The organism is Nitrospira sp. Nam74 (assembly GCF_965152615.1).
Map to the genome: position 1 here is coordinate 4,932,037 of NZ_OZ224220.1, position 19,244 is coordinate 4,951,280.

A 19,244-nucleotide genomic window follows, 5' to 3' on the forward strand; every position below is an offset into this window, starting at 1 on the left:
CTGCCCCACATTCCCGCTGGCTACGTTGTCCTATTTTGGGGGCTACCAAGCAAACGGTCGGAATGGGTGGAGGCAATCAATGAGGCGACTGTCGACATGCTCATGGCATGGGGGAGAAGGAAGACGTGTACATCGGATGCGGACTGGCTCCCCGCGCCTTTGGACCGCATCAGCGGTGTCCGGCTGATCAAATCGTTGGAATTCCTGCGCTCTGGCTGGACATCGACATCAAAGGAGTCGGCCACAAGAAGCAGAACCTGCCTCCGGACGCGGAGGCTGCGCACGGACTCATTAGAGAACTTGACATCCCTCCTTCTGCCATCGTGCATAGCGGCCACGGGCTCCAAGCTTGGTGGATTCTCAAAGACTTCTGGCGCCTGGAGACAACAGCGGCGCGTACAAAAGCGATGGCCTTAGCGAAAGCATGGACCGACACTTGGCGGGCACGGGCCCAGTCGCGTGGATGGGACATTGACGCCACGGGAGATCTCGCCCGAGTGATGCGGTTGCCCGGTCTCTGGAATCGCAAGGCGGACCCCGTCCCCACTCGACTTCTCAGCATCACCAATACGATCTACTCAAGGGAGGACATAGAACGACACTGCCTTAAACCCGCAGGGGGGTCACAGTCATCGGGCAAGACGAAAGAGGTGCAATGGCATTTCACGCTACGACCAGATGCGGATGCGCCGACAGAGAAATTCATCCACCTTGCCGACAGCGATCCCCTGTTCCGCCAAACCTGGCAACACACTAATCCTGATCTGAAGGATACAAGCCTGAGTGGCTATGACTTTGACCTTGCGAAGCGCGCTCTGGCCGCCGGATGGACCCCTCAGGAAATTGTGAATTTGTTAGTCGCTCATCGCCGCAAATACGGAGCAGACCTGAAGCAGAGAAGAGATTATTACGAACGCACCTTAAGCGCGGCCTCGGGAGCACGGTGCGCCATCCAGCAGGAACGCCACGTGGCCGCCCTTCGCCAAGGAGGTGAGCTGCCGCCGGACGTGCTGAAGAATCGAGATCAGTGCCTCGCGATCATCAATAGTACGCTGAACTGTCAGATTACGCGGCTTATTCGGTACGCAGCAGATCCCAATCAATATGAACTGGAGATCAACGGAAAGCTCGTGTTGCTGCGTACCGTGGACAAGTGGACCTCGCAGTCCAAGTTTCGGAACGCCGTGTGCGATGCCGGGGCGGGATGGTTTAAGCCCCAAAACCCAAAAGTCTGGGACCAACTTGTCCGCGCGCTGATCGGCATCATCGAGGATGTCGAAACAAGCCCCGAGGCCACTGAACGAGGGAGCGTCGTAGCCTGGCTCGAGGCGTACCAAGCTCAGGGGGTCGAAGCGGAGAGCAATTGGGAGCGCGCCATTGCGTCGGATGCGCCGGCCTGGCACGGCAAGAACATGGTGTTCACGTTGGCCGGGATACATCGCTTTGTCACCGTGTGCCGCCAGGAACGAGTGACCGAACGACACCTCGTCGTGAAGCTCCGGCGGATCAGCTGCACGGTTCGCACCGAGAACATTAAGGGTCCAAATGAAAAACGCACCACTAAGCGGGTGTGGACATGGAAGCCGGGAAACGGGCAGCCATGAATCACAAGCGGAGATTTAGAACGTTTCTGGTGCTCCGGGGAATGCTCACTTTCTTATTCTTATTCACAGTGACCAAAGTCTGCAAAAAGACGGCGCAAAGTGATGAATAAGGACGAGCGGGCTCGTTATTCACGGCTCGTGAATTCAATGACTTAGAGCATCAGATGAATAACATGAATAAGCACTACGACCTTCCGGCGATCTGCGAGAGGCGTGTGTTCGGCCCTCCGGGAACCGGCAAGACCACACACCTCGCGCAATTGATTGAACAGGCGTGCCGCGAGTACGGGTCCAACGCGGTGTTGGTCACCAGCTTCACCCGTGCGGCGGCACAGGAGCTCATTCAGCGGGGATTACCCCTGGATCGGGGCCAGGTCGGCACCCTGCACGCGCTGTGCTACCGGCAGCTGGGTCGCCCCAAGTTAGCGGTCGGGAAGACACTCGTCAGCTGGAACACCGCCTATCCGGGATGGTCCATGGAAGGCGGGACGCCTGCCGATCTCGATGATTACCATGGCATCGACTTCGATCGAAATGATCACAGGGACGGAGATGGCTTGTTCGAAAGCTATTCGACGTTACGAGCCCGTATGGCTCCACGCGAGACGTGGCCCGAACCCGTTCAGCACTTTGCTGAGGCATGGGAGGACTGGAAGCACGAGGCTTCTGTCGTTGACTTCACCGATTTGATTGAGCGATGTCGTGTGGAGCGCCGGCTCCCGCCACAGGAAGCCGTGGTGCTCTTTGCCGACGAAGTGCAGGATTTTAGCGCCAACGAATTGGCACTGGTTCGACAGTGGGGAGAACATATGCACAGAATTGTGCTTTCCGGCGACGACGATCAATGTATCTACGCCTTCAAAGGCGCATCTCCGAAAGCGTTCCTCCTTCCAGACCTTCCCGCTGATCGCAAACAGGTGCTTCGTGAATCGTTCCGCGTTCCGCGCGCAGTCCATGTCGTGGCCGCTCGATGGATTGGACAACTGCAGGGGCGCGAGCCCAAAACCTATCATCCTCGGCAAGCAGACGGCGTCGTGGAGCGGGCGCCCGGCATTACGTGGAAATATCCCAATCGGTTGCTGGACCGGCTGAGCGTCCATCGTGAAGACGGCAAGCGCGTGGCGATACTTGCTACCTGCGGCTATATGCTGAATCCCTTGAAGCGGCTCCTTCGTGAGCGGGGCGTCCCGTTCCATAACCCCTACTGTGTCAAGCGGACCGACTGGAACCCGCTACACCTCAAAGCGGGGACCATGTCGGCCGTCGACCGCGTGCTCGCGTATCTCCGTGTCAACCGTGGCGGCCGCTGGACCTATCAGGACGTGCACCACTGGGCAGCCGTCTTGGACGTCGATGGTGTGCTAACAGCCGAGGCCAAAACCGCGATCCGAACAGCGGCGGAGGAGGAGGCGCTCTCCGCTTTCCCCGTCCGAGATCAAGAGTTGGATGCGTGGTTCACCGATCCAACGGCACCTGAGGCGGCCACGTCTGGAAACCTCTCCTGGTATCGAGAACGCTTACTCCCCTCCTTTGAGCGACGAATGCGGTATGCCTGCCGCGTTGCCGAAGACTACGGGGCTGACGCGCTCATAAAGCCGGACCTCATCCTGGGCACGATTCATTCCGTCAAGGGAGGCGAGGCGGACGTGGTGTACCTCTTTCCGGACCTCTCGCGCCGAGGCTACATGACGTGGATCAGCTCCAAGGAAGGTCAAGATAGTGTGAGGCGCGTCTTTTATGTAGGTGTGACGCGCGCTCGTGAAACGCTCTATCTGCTAGAAGGCAGTGGGCCGAGTGCGCCGCTCTTTCAGTATGTGTGACCGGGATGTCTCGAGTGGGAAGCTAACAATGGGTGAGCGAGAGATAATTTCTTATGAGGCGACATATGGCTGAGGCGGAGGAACACGTGTCGAGCGACGACCGCGGCGACGGGAAACAGCGGCGCACCTGCCACTATGTGGACGAGAACCTGTTCTGGTACCTCGACAGACAGGGGCAAAAGAAGTTCATGGTCCGCCTGATGCTCAACGGGAAACTGTGGCGCAAGTTTGGTTTCCCCACCATTTCGAAAGCCCGACAATGGCGAGATAGTCGCAAGGGGGCCGCCGCTGATGGTCGACTCTTTCCCGAACACGAACAGGCGCAGCAACGGACCATGCTCTTTCGCACGTTCGCCAAAAACTGGCTCGATTCGCGCCGGACGAAGCAACTGAAGCGGAGTACCCTTCGTCGCTATGAAGGGCTCCTTGCGCAACACTTACTGCCGGCCTTCGGACAACTCCCACTGGCCTCGATTGACCGGACGAAGGTGCGCGCCCTGGCGAACCACGCTCACTCTCTCGGGCTGAAACCGAAGACGATCCACAATATCGTCCGCGCGTTATCCTCTGTCTTTTCTCAAGCGATTGAGGAAGGTCTGGTGCTCCAGAATCCCGCACACAAGCCTTCGGCCCTAATCCAATTGCCCAAGAAGGGAGAACATGTGGAGGTCTTCACGCATGAAGAGGAGGTTCACTTGTTAGAGATCGCCAAACACGCCTGCCCGCGGGAGTACCCTTTTATTCTGGCCTTATTTCGAACCGGAGCGCGGTTTGGCGAGGCGGTCGCCTTGATGCCAGAGGACATCAACTTTCGCGACCGGTATGTGGTCATTCAGCGCAACTTCACCATGGGATATTTAGAGGACTCGCCGAAGAGTGGGAGACGACGGGAGGTGGATCTTTCACAGGATCTACTGCTCATCCTGAAAGAACATGTCGCGTTACAAGAAGCCGAAGCGGCCCTCCTCGGCCAGCCACGACCCAAGTGGTTATTTGCCAGCCCCGCTGGCAGCATTATTCGCTGGAACAACTTTCGGGACCGGGTGTGGAAACCGCTGTTACGAAAGGCGGGGTTAGATTATCGGTGGATACATGCCACGCGTCACACGTTCGCGACGAGGTTGATTGTAGAAGACGCGAATATCGTATATGTCCAGAAACAGTTAGGCCACTCCTCCATCCAGATCACGGTGGATCTGTATACGCACTGGATTAGACGTGCTGAACGAAAGAGTAGTCTAGAGGTGGATCGCTTACTGGCTCCACCTATCGCAAGCAGGGCTTCGTAATGCCGGACATTTCAATAGGTGCTCAACGCCGCGGCCGGCGCACCTCTTCAACAAGAGGCACGTGTCCGTGTCACAGCACACGGAATGTGTGGCCGAACCGGCCGAACCACCATCGTTGGCGACGTCACAGTGTTCACGGGTCCTTCCTCGGGGTCCCCGCGGTACGGGGGCACACACCGCGTCTTTTCAGTGAGCGCACCTTTCTCATTTGGGCTTGGCAGTGTCCGATAAATCTGGTAGGAAACCGGAAGCAGCTTGATGAAAACGAAGGGATGCCCATTGTCAGAGATACGGCTGAACATCCATAAAACGGCCGCACTCCTTGGCATAGACCAACGCTCCCTGCGACGATGGGTCAATCACGGGCTGCCTCGCCGGTCAGATGGTCTGTTTGCGTTTCCGGCGACCGGATTATGGTGGCTGGCGCATCAGCATCAGCACGACCCGCGATGTCAACGGCTGCTTGAGGAAGATCTCCTGCTTGTATTGAGGCATGCCCTGCAGGTCATACCGGAGCGCGCGAACACTATCGCGAGTGTCCAACAGCTCCTTCGACAGCTCAGCGGCTTTCAGCTCTCCCCAGAAACGGTCAAACGGCTTTCACAGCGATAGTCGCGGCAGCGCGGCATGCCCCCTAGATCCAACAAACTGAGCCGGCTCCGGAACGAGCATCTATTTGTTGTGTCGAAAACGCCAGATGCCGAGGCCCGCAACTCCAGAGGCCAACAAAAGGAGAGTTGACGGTTCAGGAACAACGGGACCATTGCCGTTAGGCGGCGTGACAGGCGGAGTAGTTGGTGTGAACCCTCCACCATTGATCTGTCCACCAAAAAGCCCGATCGTAATCGCGTTCCCGGTTGGGACATACTCCTCCAACGACGTGAAGGCAGATAAGGCGGAAAACTGATTATGGGTAATATCCGCTTCCACAATTTGAGAAAGTCCAAGACCGCTTGTAGCGCCGGCTGGCGTAGGTCTCATGCATAGACCGTTTCCAGTCTCAGAACTGCACGTGGTTAAGTTAGAAGCTGTAGCAGTTCCAATCGGGGGCAGGAAATTATAAAAGTTGTTCCCGAGCCCTTGGTGAGTGTTGACGAATAGATTGCCACCACCATTAAAGTAATTGGTAAATAACGACTGATTTGCATTCAGTGTGGTACTCCCCGCACTGCTCACGAAATCACTTCCACTCCCGATCACCAATACGCTATTGCCTTCCGTAAACGCATTCGTCCAGGTCGGTGTATCGAGATCGTAGAAGGCAAAATTATTGTAGTTGCCTAGGTATGAGCCAAGATTAGGACTGGAATTGCCAATGTATCCAATCCGTTGCGTCGGGCTCCCAGGAATGACCGTGCCGTTTCCATTATTCACTAAAGCAGTGAGACCCCAATTCATATAGTTAGACGCGCCATGATCATCAGTATCGTGGCCGGTCAAAATAATGCTTCCTGCATTTACGGTTGCTGCAACGCCTATAACAGCGAGCAGTGCGACGACAAAAAAGAGTAACGATCCTTGGTTTTTCATTCTTCTCATCCTCCTCCGGTAGTCTGCAGTAATGACCGTCAAAGGTCGACTTCAACGCAAGTTCAATACCGCAAGGAGCACAGTCCCGTTGGTGTTTGACCGTCGAGCGGTATATTTCTGATTTATCAACGAATCTACTACGTGATCTCTTGGGGATGTCACATGCGCAGGGCAAGGCGACTATGGCGCTGTTAACACATCTTGACGGCGACTTGGCGTCCGACAAGCGAACAGCGAGGGGAAAAACCCTCGTGCTTTCTGGTCGTTGCAGAACAGTATGCGCTACATTTCGCTGTACGGCGCTTACCCTTGTGGTATCGGAAAACTTGACACTCGCTTGCTTGTAGGAGGGCAGGGGGGCAGAGCTTCAGCAGGATGCCAATGCAACCAGCGTTTACTTAACCTCTTCATCTTAACCGATGTAGAGTTACACGGGCCTACAACGGGGCTACGGGCGTGCCACCAAACATAGATGACTGTGATATGGCGAACGTAAGGCGTGAAAATGGAAGCATGACGGTTCGTGCTCTGGGGGTATTCTCGTACGAACGTCTCGTTTGCGTTAGCAAGCTCAACGCAAAACCCCGTACTTGTAAGGAAGCCGCAACCTTCTCCGAATCAATATACGAAGGCAGTCGGAATGCTCGGCTGAAGTCGCCCCACGCCATTTCATGGGCAAAATACCGGCAGCCCTTGTCGGAGTTGGTTTCCTTACGCTGGCCGTTCACCGTGAGCACAGCCGGCCCCTTCATGCAGCGAAGTACGTCCTGAAGCAATGCTGGACATCAACAGTAGGAGGTGACGTCGTACATCCCAAAGGGAAAGGTATGGATACGTCTATAACTGGAGGCGTCATGCTTCTTGGCTACTGCTGCTTCCGTTGTGGGACGCCGGTTGTCCCATGTGAGCGGGTAAGGCCTAAAACTAGGAAAAGGAACATTGTTGGTTCGTGGCTCCCCATCCTCCAAGTTGGTATTCATTACTTCATTCAGCATGGTGACCCTCCTTCTGACATGCAGTGATCCATCAGCTGCCGGGTATGTCCTTTGGCGTCACGGCATCGTACCCAGCCGTCTGACCGTACACGAGTGAGTCGACGGATAAAGGATTTAGGGTACGCCTACCCCCTATCAGCGCGATGCCCGCTATTGCTTCGCCGACATAGTGGATACGATGAAGCGAGCCTGGAACACCTGACGCAACATATAAAGGAGACTCTGTTATGGAGGTTGAGCACACAATGCAACAATGGTCCTTGGGCGGATCACGAATAAAATGGGGTGCGCTCCTCGCCGGATGGGTGGTCGGCCTGGCGACTCAGATGATGCTCACCCTGCTCGGGTTAGCCATCGGCGCGTGGTCCATTGATCTCCGAGCATCGGAAGCTATGCAAGGGATCCCGCTCGGGACGGGAATTTGGACCGGCCTTTCAATGTTGATCGCGGCCTTTGTCGGTGGGTATGTCGCGGCCCGCCTTGCCGGGGCTGCCAACCGGATGGATGGCGTCTATCACGGCGCCACGGTCTGGGGGTTGAACTGGCTTGCCTTCGCGTGGCTGACCACGACGGCCCTCTCGTTCATGATTGGCGGCATTTTTAGCACGCTCGGAACCGCAATTCAGTCCATTGGCCGGGGGGTTGGCACGGCGGCCTCCAAGGTGGCAAGCAACGCCAACATCACTCTCTCTACGGACGACATTCGTAAGCAGGTCGAGTCCGTGCTCGCCGCAACGGGCAAACAAGAGCTGCAGCCCGAGCAGATCAAGAAGGACGCGGGCGCGGCGACGGAGAAGGCGCAAAGCGGACAGCCGTTGACTAAGGTGACGGATTCCGCCCTGTCCGAATTGCAACAAAAGTTGATGGCGCTGGATCGTGACGCAGCGATCAATGTCATGGTGACCAAATTCGGAATGACACGCCCTCAGGCCGAGCAGGTTGTGCAGTCCACGCTCGGCGCCATTGGCCCGATTAAACAGGCCGTACAGAACGCAAAAGAGCAATCGGTTGACGTAGCGACTCAGGCCCTCAATCAGATTGGCTCGGCGGCCTGGTGGCTTTTCCTCCTCGCGATTGTGACGCTTGGTGCATCACTGGGAGGCGGCGCGTTCGGTATCGTCAAAGAGGCGATGCTTTCGGTGGAAGGCAGATCTCTTCGTGACACCAGACGGACCGGGTAGCAGGCTGCAGTCAGGGGCCACGCTCTGTCGGTGGCCTTGCCCGCATTATCATTCCAAAAGATGAACCAGGCGGGATGCTGGCACTAGAAGACGAACATGGCAGCGCGCTGAGTAGAAGGTGGATGGCCTGTGAAATCGGTGAAAGACGTCCAGTCGGAAATTCGAGACAAGGTTACCCCGGCTGACATACACATGCATTAGCTGCCCGATCTGCGACACAAGTGACTGTATGTTGCAGAAGCGGCCCTAGCGGGAGGAGACAGCCTGCACAATGCCCTATAGCGTCTATCAGCAGCTGTGAGGCATCCCTTGACCGACATCGGCCTCAAGAAATTTCTCGCTGACTGGAACGCTCAGCGCCAGAGCTAGACATGGCTTGCTGGAAGCGCAACGAATCGCTCCTATTGGAAGCGAGTTGTTGCTTCAAAAAGCCAGGTGAACGACATGACTCAGCACCTCCAGTAGGTCATCATGAAATTGGTGATGTAAAGGTCCCTAAAAGACTGAATCCCTTCGTCAGTGGTTGCCGAGAGAACGCCATCGTTTAGGAGAGGGTATGCTACGCAAAAACATTCTTAAACAGGAGCGGAGCGACACGGTGCGTTCGGGAACGAGTGCCACGATGATATCTATTTCAGATGTGGCGGGTGTGTTGGTGTCGTCAGAGGATCCGCGACATCCCATTGACCATGTGTTTGATGACCGAAATGGACCTGGAGGAACGAGGTGGATTGCAGGAGAGGTCGGTGAACAAACCGTTATTTTAGCTTTCGACCGGCCGCTACGCCTTCAAAAAGTGAATCTGGAGATCGAAGAACCTGAGATGAGCCGGACGCAAGAATGCGGTCTCTGATGATGGCGGCCAGACGTATAAGGAGGTGCTCAGACAGGAATATAACTTTTCACCTCCTGACGCAACGTTCGAACGCGAATGGTGGGCTGTGCCCGTCGAAACATGACCCATCTTCGTCTCTTGGTCAAGCCGGACAAAGGCGGGAAGCGGAGCCGAGCCACCGTGACATCCCTCAGGCTGCAATGATTCCTTGGTCTCCAGACCCTTAGCCCTACTCGCAAACCGGAGGCCGTCGGGCTATTCTCCCTCCCTGTAAACCAACAACCAGGTTGGCGCCTTTGTTGAGGTGCCGGCGGATAAGACAGCCGACGCTTTGGTTCAAGGGGAGCAACTCAACAGTCATCCTTGTCCCGCGGAATGGTGCCGAGCCTCCAAGGGAGCAATGCAGCGGGTCTACAGCGTCGCTCCGTCCCCACGGGTACACACGGCTCTGGCTCAATCTATCTCTGTATGGTGGCACCTATTCTTTGCCATGCCAGCCAAAATGGAGACGGGAGCGGTATCATCCATACGCCCCTGACCCTCCACACACTCGGGGAACTTCAACAAGGAAAAACGTGTGCCCGTAGAAACTCATGCCGGTCAGCATCTGAAAAAAAGACTAACCGCACCTCGGTCAGAGAGACGTCTGCATCAAGGAATGTTGAGATGGCCCGAGACGCGACCTCCGCGGCCTCGGCCTTGGGATACCCATAGGCTCCGGTAGAAATAGAAGGGAACGCGATAGAGACCAAACCGTGCTGCACAGCAAGGGCCAGGCAATTCTGGTAGCAGGCGGCTAACAACTGCGCGTCGTGATGATGATTGGTGCCCTTCACGGGCCCGACGGTATGGATCACATGCCGTGCGGGGAGCCGTCCTGCTGGTGTGATAACCGCCTCGCCTGTCCGAAGACCGTGGGGATAGCTGGTTTGTCGCAACTCTTGACAGGCAGCCAAAATTTCAGGACCACCGGCTCGGTGAATCGCTCGATCGACGCCTCCGCCACCTAGCAATGTTGGATTCGCCGCGTTAACGATGGCATCCACAGCTTGCGTGGTGAGATCCCCGGTCAGCAGCCGCACACGACCATTGAGAAAGCGTGGTTCGTTTTTCTGCAATTGTCCGCCATCCATAAAGTACCACCATGCTTGCCCGGACTGTTGCCTTGCGCCACTCACCGCGTGCTCCGGCACAGCCTAGTCCACACCTTGTCTACCGTTAAGATTTTCTTGTCGCTGGAAGAGGCAAGAATGGGACGCTTTGATAGCAGAGAAGCCATGGACCTGGGTGGTATGGGGCGAGGTGGTCACTCCACCTCACCCCTGTTACACCTGCCTTGCGAACTCACATGTCTTAGCTAATTTCAATCCGTCGCGGTTTGGCTTCTTCCCGCTTTGGCAATCCCAACACAAGGACCCCGTCCTTGTATGAAGCCGAGACCTTATCCGGATCAATATACGTGGGGAGACGGAAGGACCGACTGAAGCCACCCCACCCGATTTCCTGAGCGAAGTATCGACGAGCATTGTCGCTGCCGGTCTCCTTACGCTCGCCCTTCACCGTGAGTACCCCATCCTCGAACAGGATGTTCATGTCCTGGCGATCCACGCCCGGAAGCGCCACCTCAATATGGAACCCGTGCTCATCCTCATACGCATTGCAGGACGGCGCCCAGCCGGACGCGTTCATGCTGCGAAGCGTATCGTGGAGCAATCGATCCACATCAACAGACGCAAGTGCCATGGTCTCCTCCTTTCTATGATGGCCCTTTCTGTCCCGTCCTGGGCGATAAGATAATCTCAACTTTCCAGGCGTCAAGTCCCACTCGAACATGCGTTAATGGGGGTGGCGTGTGTTGAAGGATCCCAAGCACCCGATTGAGGTTGACTCCAGGCAGACGTCGAAAGCGCGCCTATCAGGCTGGGCTATTCGGCCCGTTGGCAAACTTGTGGTTAAGGTGGGGACGCGTGACCCGCGCCGTAGAGCAGTGTGGTCGGAACGCCTACATCGACATCTGGAGGAACTTCAAGGCAAGATTGCCTTCCCTTTACAGCATCCGAGCGAGCATTTCCCGCTCGTTCATAACGATGTGTTGATAGCGACATACCTTCCGACTATTAGGACACGCGGTACCGATTCTTCTCGTTCTACTTAGAGATTAGTGGAACCAGTCCCGTTGTCGGCAAAAATGTTGAAATGGACCCGGCTTTAACTGCCGGCCTATAACGCTTCTACTGCTGTTTGCGTTTGGAAGCTCCCAGATGGGCAAATTGCCGTAGCAGTAGGGAAATCACTTGTCAGCCAGAAGATCATCGCCATGGCGACAAGACTGACTTGCGGCCCGAGACGATCCGTCCCCCATCCAAACGCGACCATTCCGAGCATACTGGCTGACATGGCGCCGGTGTTAAAAATCGAAAAGATGCGGCCTCGCAGTGGGGCTGGTGTCATGTCTTGCAAGAGTCCCCACATGACCGGTGTAAAGGTCGCGAGCCCAGCACCGATCACCGCCACCAGGCCCATGGAGACAAACGTGTCGCTCGTGCCTGCCAACAGAAAACTGGCGAGGCCGCCGGCCACCATCGCGCCGGCAATGATGGCAAGCTGAGTCGAACGGTGCTGCTGTCGCGTGCAGGCTAAGGCGACAGAGACCGCCACCATCCCCGCGCCATACGCGGACCACAGCCATCCCAGCATCATCGCTCCCACGTGCAAGACTTTTTCGGTGAAGACGGGGAGGAGAAAGACAAATGCACTGGATGCGAGGCTATAGCACAATGCGGTACCCACCAACCCACCAATGGTCCGCTGCTCGATAAACGCGAACCGCAGCCCCTGACGGAGTTCCCTGACGAAGCTCTCTCCTTCTTTTGAGCGCGCCTGAGCCTGCGCTTTGGTGCCCTGAAGCCGGGACAGGGAGAGGACGGAGAGCACGAAGGTCACACTGCTCGCATACAAGACGACCTGCATGCCGATGGTCGCGATCCCGAGGCCGCTTAAGGCCGGGCCGATCAGCATGGCCAGCATGGCGGTGCTGCCGACTAAGGCATTGGCGGGAGTCAATTGGCTTCGGTGTACAATGAGCGGCACGCTCGCCGCTAAGGCCGGCCCGAATACGGTGCCGACGACCGCCATTACAAAGACTACGCTATAGACGAGCGGGAGCGTCAGGGCATTCATGCCATAGAGGACGGGGATGATCAGTGCCAAGCCGGCTCGCAAGGTGTCCACCCCCATCATGACCCATTTCTTCGAGAATCGGTCGATGTAGACGCCGAGCAGCGGACCAAGTAGTAAGGGCGGCAGGGTTTCCAAAATCCCAATCACCGTCATCATGAGCGTGGAGCTGGTGAGGTTGTAGACGAGGTACAAGAGGGCTACCTTATTGAGCCCTTCGCCAATCTGTGAGACGGCTTGGCCCATCCACAACCACCGCAGGTCCGGGATCTTGAGCAATCGCCATCCCGTCTCCGCGTGTTGAGCATCGCGAGAAGAAGCCCTCTGAACATCTGCTTTCGCCGCGGCCACTGAAGACATCTCAACCTCAACAGCAAGTCAAATTCGCGTCGCACACGCCTGTGCCTTGATTGTATGCTGATGAACTCCCACCGTCCTGTCAGTCAGGCCCCCTCCCCTTGTGGTCGCCGTCTGACATCGGTTATACGTCCTCCCACTCCGCACGAGGCGGCGGTCGGAATAGAATAAGACGCATGACCGCTGCGACAGCGAAGAGTGGATGGACGCTGCTTGGTGATCGGAATTTTGCCTGTCTCTGGGCGGGCCAAATGGTGTCGCAGGTGGGGGATAGCTTAAACAAGTTCGCCTTGCTGTGGTTTGTCTATGAGTTGACCGGATCGACGCTGAAGACGACCGTCATCGGGCTCCTGCAAACCATTCCACCCCTGTTCTTAGGCCCGGCCATCGGCGTGTACCTGGATCGGGTCCCGAAAAAGCCCGTCATGATTTGGATTGATGTGTTACGAGCTCTGCTCGTCCTCCTGATTCCGTTGCTTCACCTGCTGAACGTGCTGACCCTGTCTCGTCTGTATGTGCTGGTCTTTCTGATTGCGCTCTTCTCCAGCGTGTTTGGCCCGGCGTTGGCTTCCTCCATCCCGTTGCTGGTGTCGCCGGAGCGCCTCACGCCTGCCAATGCGTTGCTCCAGAGTACCAACAACATCGGCATGCTGGCTGGGCCCGCCCTCAGCGGTCTCGGGATCGCCCTCGTCGGGGCGCACAACGTCCTGTTTCTGAATGTCGTGACGTTCTTGTTGTCGGCCCTGTGTCTCCTCCCCATACACCTTCGCCCGCCGGCTGCACCTTTGGGAATAGAGACCAGGACGTTTATAGAAGAGGTATTCACCGGTTTTCGATTTCTCGGGAGTCATCCCATGATCATGGCGCTGATGTTCGGCGCCAGCTTGTACAGCATGGCGGCGAGTGCGGTGGTGTTTCTCTTACCTGCGTTGGCAAAATCTCACTTTGAAATGGCAGCCGTCGAATTAGGCGGCTTATGGTCGTTATTGGGAATTGGCATGTTACTCGCCTCGTTATGGCTTTCGAGTCTCACGCACCTACACTTCTGTGGCCGGCTACGCATTGCGTCGGCGTCCCTGGTGTTGGGTGCCGTCGCCATGGCGGCCATGAGCTTCTTTAAATGGAAGCTCCTGGCCATGGCGCTCATGGTCGCACTGGGCGGAAGCCTGGCGCTGTTCAACCCCATTACCTGGGCCTTCTTACAGGAACTCGCGCCCGGTGTGATCATGGCGCGGGTACTGACCGCCTTCAGCACGGCGGCCATGGCAGCCTCCATGCTCGGCATGCTCCTCTTTGGATGGGCCGCCGATGTCTTTACCCCGGTCAAGAGCTTAATGGGTGCCAGTCTGATATTTCTGTCTACCGCCGGAATCCTCTTCTATTATGGTCGGCGCTATGGATTTCCACCTGCCGTGGAGCCTGAGATGGTCCAATTCTGAACATCATGGACACGTGATCGAAAACCGTTGTCGCGGATAGACCGTGCTCTGGACGAGGAGTCGCCGCATGCTACGAAAACATATTGTAAAACAGGACCCGAGCGAGACGGTGCCGCCCGCGACGAGTGCGTCCATGATATCGATCCCCGACGTGGCCAGCGTGCTGGTATCGTCGGAGGATCCATTGCATCCGATTGACCATGTGTTTGATGACCACAATGGACCCGGTGGAACGCGGTGGCTTGCCGGAGAGGTCGGTGAACAAACCATTATTCTCGCTTTCGACCGCCCGCAACGCCTCCAGAAGGTGAATCTGGAGATCGAGGAATCGGAGGTCAGCCGGACGCAAGAAGTGTCATTGGCCGTCTCTGTTGATGAGGGCCACAGGTATCACGAGATACTCAGACAGGAATATAACTTTTCGCCGCCTAACACGACCTTTGAGCGCGAATGGTGGGCGGTGCCCGTGGAGAATATGACCCATCTTCGTCTCGTGATTAAGCCGGACAAAGGCGACAAGCCGAGCCGGGCTACCGTGACATCCCTTAAACTGCAGTGAACGGTCTCGCCCGCAGAGACGTGAGAGGTACTGGGGATACCGAAGGTATTGTGGCAGTGATGGTCGTCTATCAGGCGCGAAGGGACAATTCAGCCGAAGCGCCAAGCCGACTTGTGTGGGCGCCGCTTCCCCAGCAATGTTTTGCCGTCATGTTTTGGGTTGCGCCATGCTCGCCACCGAGTATCTGCGCGGGATTGCTCGGCAGTTTGTGAGCGGTTCACGATGTCCGGTTCTCGCCGTACAATCCGCATTCGTGCTGTTGTAAGTTCGCACTTGCTGTCAGTATGCCGACTTCCCTACTCGATTTCTGCGAGCAAGGTTATAGGCATCTTTGATGGCTTGTACACTGGCGTCCGAGCGACCATACCGTGCGTGATTAATGCCTTCCTTCAACAGACGTATCGCATCTTGTGATCGCATGCGGCTTAAACGCGCTCATGGCATAGATAAACAAGGTTGTATGCGGTTGTTGTCCCTCCTCACCGATGAGGCATGGTCACCATCATGGAGCCCATGCAGTCAACCGACGAACGCTTACATGCCTTCTCGCTGAGGGGCGGCTGGCTGGGAGATCTGTTTCAGGGCCTCCACGGTCGTGCTCTTGTCGGTGCCCTTCACGGCGACGTCGCCCAATGACACGATGCCGACCAGTTCGTTGTCGTGATTAATGATGGGCATACGCCGCACCTGACGATCTTGCATTACCTGCGCCCCTTCTTCGACCGTTTCATCCTCATAGCAGTAATCCACATCGGTGGTCATGATACTTCTGATTGTCTCCGTTTGAGGATCACGGTGTTCAGCCATCTTATTAGGGTGTCTAGCAAAGTGACAAGATGTAAGCAGTCGGCCGCTTGCTGCACCTAAAGACATACGCCATATTGAGGCGACCGGTAACACACGCGACACGCGTTTACCTTCCCACCAAAGCACAACGCCACTTACCGCAATTAGTCAGCCGAAGAGGAGAACACCATGAATGCGAAGAATTTGATGACCCCTAATCCGAAAGTTTGCACGCCGAGTATGACGTCTGAGGCAGCTGCCAGGATTATGGAGCAAGAAAATGTTGGGGCGCTCCCAGTTATCGATGGTGCGAGCAAGAAGCTGATTGGAATTGTGACGGATAGAGATCTCTGTTTGGGCGTGATCGCCAAAGGCTACAGCCCGGCAGCAGTAACTATCTCGAATTGTATGACGACCCATCTCCTGACCTGTGGTCCACAGGACAATGTCGAATACTGTGAGCAGCTTATGAAGCAGCATCAGGTCCGTCGCATCGTCGTGATAGATGAACATGGTTGCTGTATGGGCATCATTTCCCAAGGGGATCTGGCCCTATATATTCAAAGCCCGCAGGAGATCTACGATACCCTACGGGAAGTATCCAGGCCTGGACATGCCAAGCGAGCTGCGTGACAATCGGACCAGAAAGGCCGCTTATTACAGCTTGCCCGATCATTGTGAACCGAAGGGCGAGCGCGATCTCTCCGACGACCCGAAAGAAGGCGCGAAGGAGGCCGACCTAGGCGGAGCGCCTGGTGTAAAACTGGGGCGTTCCTGCACCGCGATGACGTTAGTCCATTCGCTTGTACCAGACGATTGTTGCCGTCATTGTGGCAAGGCAGGTCGGCCTATCATCATGAAAGGTGTAGAACCGAGCGGCATTGATTATGGTATGGCGACACACCGGAATTCTTCATGCTGCAGTAAACGCATGACGGAATCGATTCCTTTTAGAGCTGAACAATCTTCTCATCGTGACCTACTTAGTTTTTCGTGACGTTGCCCCCCATCATCGACACCAGTCTGTGATCTTGGCCCCGCCATTGTAGGCAACGGCTAATCCAGCGGCTAACAGTTCCGACCCCAGATCTTCGCCATCCACCACAAGCCGTCCAAGAATTCTAAAATCTTTATCCCGCAGCACATCGGTGATCTCAATCCGCTTCCCCTCTCTAAGGGTGCTCTCTGTCAACGCTTTGGCCTGCTGCGCCAGCGACTGTTCACGTTCACAGGGCGCGTTCAAATTCTGGAGCATCATCCCAAGGATGCGGATATTGATATGGTTGCCAAAGAGCGGAGGGAGATCCGCCAGCGATACCGTACAGGTGTCGCCGTCGTGACAACCATGGAACGCCTTGACACGTAATGGTCTCGTAGCTTCATCAGTAGGCAGACCAACAGGACGAGTATCGCAGGAGACGAGGAGCACGAAAATCAGTATCAACATAGTCAGGCGTGAAGCTGACATAATCGCAAACCTACACAACATGCTGTCCCATTAGTCCTAGCGCACTTTGACCAGGATAAAGCTATCTCCCAATTGAAACACAAGGCCATCGTTGAAAAGGCTATCGCGGCTATTATCATAAGAAATTAGTCCCGCTGTCCTTCGGTGTGGAAATGAGCTGACCTCGTGGTGCTTAGAGCTATGCCACTGGTTTCAGCTGTCGTCTGCGTGCCTACAGAATTTAATAGCGACGCACAAGTACGATGAATCATGCGTTACGTATCGAAGACATGTAAATTCAAGCCTTTCTCTGTAAAGGGAGGTTGGACACATGGCGGATGATCATACGGATTTAGACGAGGCGAACCGGAAGCGAGCGAAGGAAGAGGAACGCTATCGGGATGAAGTGAGTCGAGGCGGTCATGGTGCCCATAAGCCATGCGAAAAGTTTCCTATTGAGGAAGCGCGCGAACAAGACAAACGCGAACGAGAAAACAGGCCGACTGTCTAAGACCAAAACGTCTTGGATTGAGACACGTTCTACGTCGTCATTGCCTTACGCCTTCTACCGTGGCGGAATTGAGATCGATCGGATTTTAGGTTTCACAGCCATAATCCTGCGTGTGAGAATCAGAAACCACTTGTCGTTATGAAGTGGTAACGGAAACTCAGACGGCTGCCCGTTCATGGCAGAGAAACGGGGGGAGCATGCATCGTCAATTGGGGTTGGGTATGTTCGCAATTGGTATGGTCGTTTTGATGGCGGGACTTTCCCTCGGATCGAAGGAGCGCCAACCGGATAGGGGCGTGAACCTGAAGATGCCGGCCATCCAGGCAACCGACTACCTACATGCCGTGATCGAATCGCATCGTATGTTCTATACAGTGCAGGTGGTCGAGCGGCTACAAATGAAAGGCGCTATGGTCGCCTCGCACAACTGGCGTACGGCGCCCACGTTACCTCTGCCCGCGCAATTCCTGGTGGAGGCCAATAACCTTGGGGCGACCACCGGCAGTCCGGTTCGCTATAAGCTCATCAGCCGCTGGCCGATCAATCCTGACAATGCTCCAGAGTCGGACTTTGAAAAGAAGGGACTGGACGCGGTGGAGGCGAACCCGGACCGGTCGTATGCCGGTATCGTTACAACTGGCACAAATATGACAACCGGCAAGGATAAATGGTTCACGGCCATTTATGCCGATATCGCTGTGACGCAAGCCTGCATCGGGTGCCATAATTCCGATCCGGTGAGTCCGAAGCGCGACTTCAAGCGTGGAGACGTGATGGGGGCGGTCGTGATCAGCATCCCCGCGGAGGAGTGACGGCCGTCGGACACTGCACTTGCGGAGTAGGAGGAAGGACCTCAAGCCCCGCCGATCATCATGTCCCACGTGCTTCCAACTTCGCGTGCCCAGGCATCCATTACAGCCGTTGGCTTTCCCGGAGAAATGCCCGGCCATCGAAACCAGGAATCATAGCGTAGAGCCGCGGACCTGCAGCGGGGAGCCGGCAGTTGGGCCGAGGAATTCTCGATGCCAGAGTGTTAGCAAGCAGCCGCGTGGCTTGATAGTGCCTACAGGAACTAGAGGATCTGGCTGATATTCTCTGACCTCCACACGTACGGTACAAGTGTACGAACGACCGCGCAGAGCGAACCAACGAGAAGTGTGTGGTCACGTCTCAGTTACTGAAGGAGGAGACACCCCATGCTGCGAAAAGCCATACTCAAAGTGCCCCAGTCGTCCCGCCATCCCCGTATTTCACAAGAATCAATCTCCCTCGCTGATGACGCTGTCGTGTCGGTGTCCTCAGAAATGCCCGAACATCCAATTGACTGTATTTGTGATGGCCATTCTGGCCCAGGCGGCACGCGCTGGATTGCCGACGAGCCGGGCGACCAAAGCGTCGTGTTCTCCTTTGACACTCCACATACGCTTCACCGAGTGACTCTGGAAGTCGAAGAACCGGACGTCAGTAGGACACAAGAACTCGCGCTCTCAATTTCCGTTGATGGAGGGCAGACGTACCGACAGATTTTGTGCCAGGAGTACAATTTTAGTCCTCCCGGTACGACATTTGAGCACGAGCAATGGCAGGTCCCGGCAGAAGACGTCACGAACGTATGGATGTGGATCCGGCCCGATAAAGGCGGCAAGCCATGCCGAGCAAGCATGACGTCTTTAGCATTGGAATAAAATAACTGCGGCCCCGGCACTGCCTTGAA

The 19,244-nt window shown here is 56.0% G+C and carries 19 protein-coding genes; 12 read left to right on the forward strand and 7 right to left on the reverse strand.

Translation table 11 applies throughout. The features are described from left to right. The first annotated feature begins 107 nt into the window (after positions 1-107). From ACWHYZ_RS23230 to ACWHYZ_RS23245, 4 genes are all read left to right on the forward strand, one after another. Positions 108-1,604, forward strand: coding sequence for a hypothetical protein (locus ACWHYZ_RS23230; RefSeq protein ID WP_447985042.1), 1,497 nt, complete (start codon positions 108-110; stop codon positions 1,602-1,604). 164 nt (positions 1,605-1,768) lie between these two features. Next, a complete protein-coding gene (locus ACWHYZ_RS23235; RefSeq protein WP_447985043.1) occupies positions 1,769-3,424 on the forward strand; it encodes a UvrD-helicase domain-containing protein in 1,656 nt (551 codons plus the stop codon). A gap of 65 nt (positions 3,425-3,489) precedes the next feature. Further along, the gene (locus tag ACWHYZ_RS23240; protein WP_447985044.1) at positions 3,490-4,713 is read left to right on the forward strand and encodes a tyrosine-type recombinase/integrase; all 1,224 of its coding nucleotides are present in this window, start codon (positions 3,490-3,492) and stop codon (positions 4,711-4,713) included. A 258-nt stretch (positions 4,714-4,971) separates the two neighbouring features. Next, a complete protein-coding gene (locus tag ACWHYZ_RS23245) occupies positions 4,972-5,325 on the forward strand; it encodes a hypothetical protein (RefSeq protein ID WP_447985045.1) in 354 nt (117 codons plus the stop codon). Positions 5,326-5,385: 60 nt separating this feature from the next. Here ACWHYZ_RS23245 and ACWHYZ_RS23250 read toward each other — a convergent pair whose 3' ends face one another. Together ACWHYZ_RS23250 and ACWHYZ_RS23255 are read right to left on the reverse strand one after the other, a co-directional pair. Then, positions 5,386-6,243 (reverse strand): PEP-CTERM sorting domain-containing protein, encoded by an 858-nt coding sequence (locus tag ACWHYZ_RS23250; protein ID WP_447985046.1) that lies wholly within the window; start codon positions 6,241-6,243, stop codon positions 5,386-5,388. Positions 6,244-6,680: 437 nt separating this feature from the next. Further along, positions 6,681-6,995, reverse strand: a complete 315-nt coding sequence (locus ACWHYZ_RS23255) for an Hsp20/alpha crystallin family protein (protein ID WP_447985047.1) — start codon at positions 6,993-6,995, stop codon at positions 6,681-6,683. Between the two features lie 470 nt (positions 6,996-7,465). On the opposite strand from ACWHYZ_RS23255, the gene ACWHYZ_RS23260 reads away from it, so the two are divergent. Next, positions 7,466-8,419, forward strand: coding sequence for a hypothetical protein (locus ACWHYZ_RS23260; RefSeq protein WP_447985048.1), 954 nt, complete (start codon positions 7,466-7,468; stop codon positions 8,417-8,419). 556 nt (positions 8,420-8,975) lie between these two features. Beyond that, positions 8,976-9,272: a hypothetical protein gene (locus tag ACWHYZ_RS23265; RefSeq protein WP_447985049.1), complete on the forward strand. Its 297-nt coding sequence runs from the start codon at positions 8,976-8,978 to the stop codon at positions 9,270-9,272. Between the two features lie 542 nt (positions 9,273-9,814). On the opposite strand, the gene ACWHYZ_RS23270 is transcribed toward ACWHYZ_RS23265, so the two are convergent. From ACWHYZ_RS23270 to ACWHYZ_RS23280, 3 genes are all read right to left on the reverse strand, one after another. Further along, the gene (locus ACWHYZ_RS23270) at positions 9,815-10,432 is read right to left on the reverse strand and encodes an O-acetyl-ADP-ribose deacetylase (RefSeq protein WP_447985050.1); all 618 of its coding nucleotides are present in this window, start codon (positions 10,430-10,432) and stop codon (positions 9,815-9,817) included. Positions 10,433-10,607: 175 nt separating this feature from the next. After that, positions 10,608-10,997 carry an Hsp20/alpha crystallin family protein gene (locus ACWHYZ_RS23275; protein WP_447985051.1) on the reverse strand — a complete coding sequence of 130 codons (390 nt, stop codon included), beginning with the start codon at positions 10,995-10,997 and terminating at the stop codon, positions 10,608-10,610. A gap of 477 nt (positions 10,998-11,474) precedes the next feature. Then, complete coding sequence (locus tag ACWHYZ_RS23280) at positions 11,475-12,791, reverse strand: MFS transporter (RefSeq protein WP_447985052.1); 1,317 nt, start codon at positions 12,789-12,791, stop codon at positions 11,475-11,477. Between the two features lie 173 nt (positions 12,792-12,964). On the opposite strand from ACWHYZ_RS23280, the gene ACWHYZ_RS23285 reads away from it, so the two are divergent. Next, a complete protein-coding gene (locus ACWHYZ_RS23285) occupies positions 12,965-14,227 on the forward strand; it encodes an MFS transporter (protein WP_447985053.1) in 1,263 nt (420 codons plus the stop codon). A gap of 67 nt (positions 14,228-14,294) precedes the next feature. Then, positions 14,295-14,786: a discoidin domain-containing protein gene (locus ACWHYZ_RS23290; RefSeq protein ID WP_447985054.1), complete on the forward strand. Its 492-nt coding sequence runs from the start codon at positions 14,295-14,297 to the stop codon at positions 14,784-14,786. 534 nt (positions 14,787-15,320) lie between these two features. Here the strand turns inward: ACWHYZ_RS23290 and ACWHYZ_RS23295 are convergent. Further along, on the reverse strand, positions 15,321-15,548 hold the full coding sequence (locus tag ACWHYZ_RS23295; RefSeq protein ID WP_447985055.1) for a CBS domain-containing protein: 228 nt from the start codon (positions 15,546-15,548) through the stop codon (positions 15,321-15,323). A gap of 213 nt (positions 15,549-15,761) precedes the next feature. On the opposite strand from ACWHYZ_RS23295, the gene ACWHYZ_RS23300 reads away from it, so the two are divergent. Next, positions 15,762-16,205 carry a CBS domain-containing protein gene (locus ACWHYZ_RS23300; protein ID WP_447985056.1) on the forward strand — a complete coding sequence of 148 codons (444 nt, stop codon included), beginning with the start codon at positions 15,762-15,764 and terminating at the stop codon, positions 16,203-16,205. Positions 16,206-16,581: 376 nt separating this feature from the next. Here the strand turns inward: ACWHYZ_RS23300 and ACWHYZ_RS23305 are convergent, their stop codons facing one another. Further along, positions 16,582-17,040: a thermonuclease family protein gene (locus ACWHYZ_RS23305; RefSeq protein ID WP_447985057.1), complete on the reverse strand. Its 459-nt coding sequence runs from the start codon at positions 17,038-17,040 to the stop codon at positions 16,582-16,584. A 310-nt stretch (positions 17,041-17,350) separates the two neighbouring features. Here ACWHYZ_RS23305 and ACWHYZ_RS23310 point away from each other — a divergent pair, with 310 nt between their 5' ends. The 3 genes from ACWHYZ_RS23310 to ACWHYZ_RS23320 all read left to right on the forward strand — a co-directional run bounded on the left by ACWHYZ_RS23310 (position 17,351) and on the right by ACWHYZ_RS23320 (position 19,215). After that, complete coding sequence (locus ACWHYZ_RS23310; protein ID WP_447985058.1) at positions 17,351-17,530, forward strand: hypothetical protein; 180 nt, start codon at positions 17,351-17,353, stop codon at positions 17,528-17,530. 197 nt (positions 17,531-17,727) lie between these two features. Further along, positions 17,728-18,342 (forward strand): Tll0287-like domain-containing protein, encoded by a 615-nt coding sequence (locus tag ACWHYZ_RS23315; RefSeq protein ID WP_447985059.1) that lies wholly within the window; start codon positions 17,728-17,730, stop codon positions 18,340-18,342. 384 nt (positions 18,343-18,726) lie between these two features. Then, complete coding sequence (locus tag ACWHYZ_RS23320) at positions 18,727-19,215, forward strand: hypothetical protein (RefSeq protein ID WP_447985060.1); 489 nt, start codon at positions 18,727-18,729, stop codon at positions 19,213-19,215. Positions 19,216-19,244: the final 29 nt, after the last annotated feature.

Excerpts from the sequence above, each read along its gene's own strand:
- ACWHYZ_RS23230 (WP_447985042.1), top strand. The coding sequence starts at position 108 with ATGGGGGAGAAGGAAGACGTGTACATCGGATGCGGACTGGCTCCCCGC.
- ACWHYZ_RS23235 (WP_447985043.1), top strand. The coding sequence starts at position 1,769 with ATGAATAACATGAATAAGCACTACGACCTTCCGGCGATCTGCGAGAGG.
- ACWHYZ_RS23240 (WP_447985044.1), top strand. The coding sequence starts at position 3,490 with ATGGCTGAGGCGGAGGAACACGTGTCGAGCGACGACCGCGGCGACGGG.
- ACWHYZ_RS23245 (WP_447985045.1), top strand. The coding sequence starts at position 4,972 with ATGAAAACGAAGGGATGCCCATTGTCAGAGATACGGCTGAACATCCAT.
- ACWHYZ_RS23250 (WP_447985046.1), bottom strand. The coding sequence starts at position 6,243 with ATGAAAAACCAAGGATCGTTACTCTTTTTTGTCGTCGCACTGCTCGCT.
- ACWHYZ_RS23255 (WP_447985047.1), bottom strand. The coding sequence starts at position 6,995 with ATGAAGGGGCCGGCTGTGCTCACGGTGAACGGCCAGCGTAAGGAAACC.
- ACWHYZ_RS23260 (WP_447985048.1), top strand. The coding sequence starts at position 7,466 with ATGGAGGTTGAGCACACAATGCAACAATGGTCCTTGGGCGGATCACGA.
- ACWHYZ_RS23265 (WP_447985049.1), top strand. The coding sequence starts at position 8,976 with ATGCTACGCAAAAACATTCTTAAACAGGAGCGGAGCGACACGGTGCGT.
- ACWHYZ_RS23275 (WP_447985051.1), bottom strand. The coding sequence starts at position 10,997 with ATGGCACTTGCGTCTGTTGATGTGGATCGATTGCTCCACGATACGCTT.
- ACWHYZ_RS23280 (WP_447985052.1), bottom strand. The coding sequence starts at position 12,791 with ATGTCTTCAGTGGCCGCGGCGAAAGCAGATGTTCAGAGGGCTTCTTCT.
- ACWHYZ_RS23285 (WP_447985053.1), top strand. The coding sequence starts at position 12,965 with ATGACCGCTGCGACAGCGAAGAGTGGATGGACGCTGCTTGGTGATCGG.
- ACWHYZ_RS23290 (WP_447985054.1), top strand. The coding sequence starts at position 14,295 with ATGCTACGAAAACATATTGTAAAACAGGACCCGAGCGAGACGGTGCCG.
- ACWHYZ_RS23295 (WP_447985055.1), bottom strand. The coding sequence starts at position 15,548 with ATGACCACCGATGTGGATTACTGCTATGAGGATGAAACGGTCGAAGAA.
- ACWHYZ_RS23300 (WP_447985056.1), top strand. The coding sequence starts at position 15,762 with ATGAATGCGAAGAATTTGATGACCCCTAATCCGAAAGTTTGCACGCCG.
- ACWHYZ_RS23305 (WP_447985057.1), bottom strand. The coding sequence starts at position 17,040 with ATGTCAGCTTCACGCCTGACTATGTTGATACTGATTTTCGTGCTCCTC.
- ACWHYZ_RS23310 (WP_447985058.1), top strand. The coding sequence starts at position 17,351 with ATGGCGGATGATCATACGGATTTAGACGAGGCGAACCGGAAGCGAGCG.
- ACWHYZ_RS23315 (WP_447985059.1), top strand. The coding sequence starts at position 17,728 with ATGCATCGTCAATTGGGGTTGGGTATGTTCGCAATTGGTATGGTCGTT.
- ACWHYZ_RS23320 (WP_447985060.1), top strand. The coding sequence starts at position 18,727 with ATGCTGCGAAAAGCCATACTCAAAGTGCCCCAGTCGTCCCGCCATCCC.